The organism is Endozoicomonas atrinae, assembly GCF_001647025.1.
Taxonomy (GTDB): Bacteria; Pseudomonadota; Gammaproteobacteria; order Pseudomonadales; family Endozoicomonadaceae; genus Endozoicomonas; species Endozoicomonas atrinae.
Genome location: NZ_LUKQ02000579.1, coordinates 1 through 1,253, shown reverse-complemented (window position 1 = coordinate 1,253; position 1,253 = coordinate 1). Strand labels below are relative to the sequence as shown.

The following is a 1,253-nucleotide window of genomic DNA, read 5'->3' as shown; positions in this document are numbered from 1 at the left end:
ACCATTCGCACCGGAGTTAAACAGCTCAGAAAGGCTATGGGAGTGGATGCGGGAGCATGACTTATCAAACAAAGCATTTTCAGGTTATGAAAATATTGTAGATTGTTGCTGTGAAGCTTGGAATAACCTTTGCAGCGAAGCTGGTCGACTGTTCAGTCTGTGCTCCCGTGATTGGGCAGTTATACAGTAGTTAGAAAATTCAATTGGTATTACCAGGATTCCCGTCGACTGTTAAAGAAATGGCACAAACGCAACCGACTTTTGTACGCCATTACTCCCAGGTTTGCACCAACGTCGTCACCAGAGCAGCTTGAAAAGGCCATGGCTCTGCGCGAAGAGTTTCCTGATGCCTACGTACAGACGCATTTATCCGAGAATCTCAATGAAATTGAGTGGGTGAAATCGCTGTATCCGGAACACGACAGCTATTTGGATGTGTATAACCACTACCGTCTGACTGGCGAGCGTTCCGTTTATGCCCACTGTATTCATCTGACCGACAAAGAGTGGCAGGTGATGGAAGAAACCGGCTCATCCGTTGCCTTCTGTCCAACGTCAAACATGTACCTTGGCAGTGGTCTTTTTAAGTATCGCCGGGCTGCGGATAATGGTGTCCGTGTTGGTATGGCAACGGATGTGGGAGCTGGTACTTCATTCAATATGTTTGAAACGCTGAACGAAGCTTACAAGGTTGTTCAGATGCAGAAAGAAAAGCTGCCTGCTATTGAAGGTTTTTATCGAGCCACTCTGGGTGGGGCGCATGCACTCTATCTGGATGACAGCATTGGTAATTTTGATATCGGTAAAGAGGCGGACTTTGTTGTTCTGGATCCGGTTGCTACGCAGGTTCAGCAATTGCGCTGGGATAATTCCAAAGCACTGGATGAGAAACTGTTTGTTTTGATGACGCTGGGAGATGATCGGAATATCTATCGCACTTATGTAGATGGACGTCTGGTTTATTCAAGCACCCGGTAAATAGATATTCAGGTAACCATAGAGATCACGAAGATCACAGAGGAAATAAAGGATTTTTTGTGGCTATTAATTGAGGTTTACTGAAAACGATGTGCTGCATTGATGATGCGTAGAGATAAGCATGAGAAAGACGTCTTTGTGCTCTTTGCAGGGCTTACGCACGAGTATTCTCATTTGCATTTAGCGATTAACTTTAGCCAAGTTCTATTTCCACCGGATTACAGATATAGTCGCTGATTTTTGATCTCTAAATGCTTAAGCCTGCCCCTCTCATC

General features: G+C 45.1%; 1 protein-coding gene and 1 pseudogene. Both read left to right on the top strand.

What is annotated here, in order from left to right; all coding sequences use genetic code 11:
* Positions 1 to 190, top strand: a pseudogene (locus tag AK963_RS36265) (IS630 family transposase); the annotation flags it as partial.
* The gene (locus AK963_RS29215) at positions 172 to 978 is read left to right on the top strand and encodes a guanine deaminase (protein WP_139117784.1); all 807 of its coding nucleotides are present in this window, start codon (positions 172 to 174) and stop codon (positions 976 to 978) included. The pseudogene AK963_RS36265 and the gene AK963_RS29215, both read left to right, overlap by 19 nt.
* Positions 979 to 1,253 lie beyond the last annotated feature (275 nt).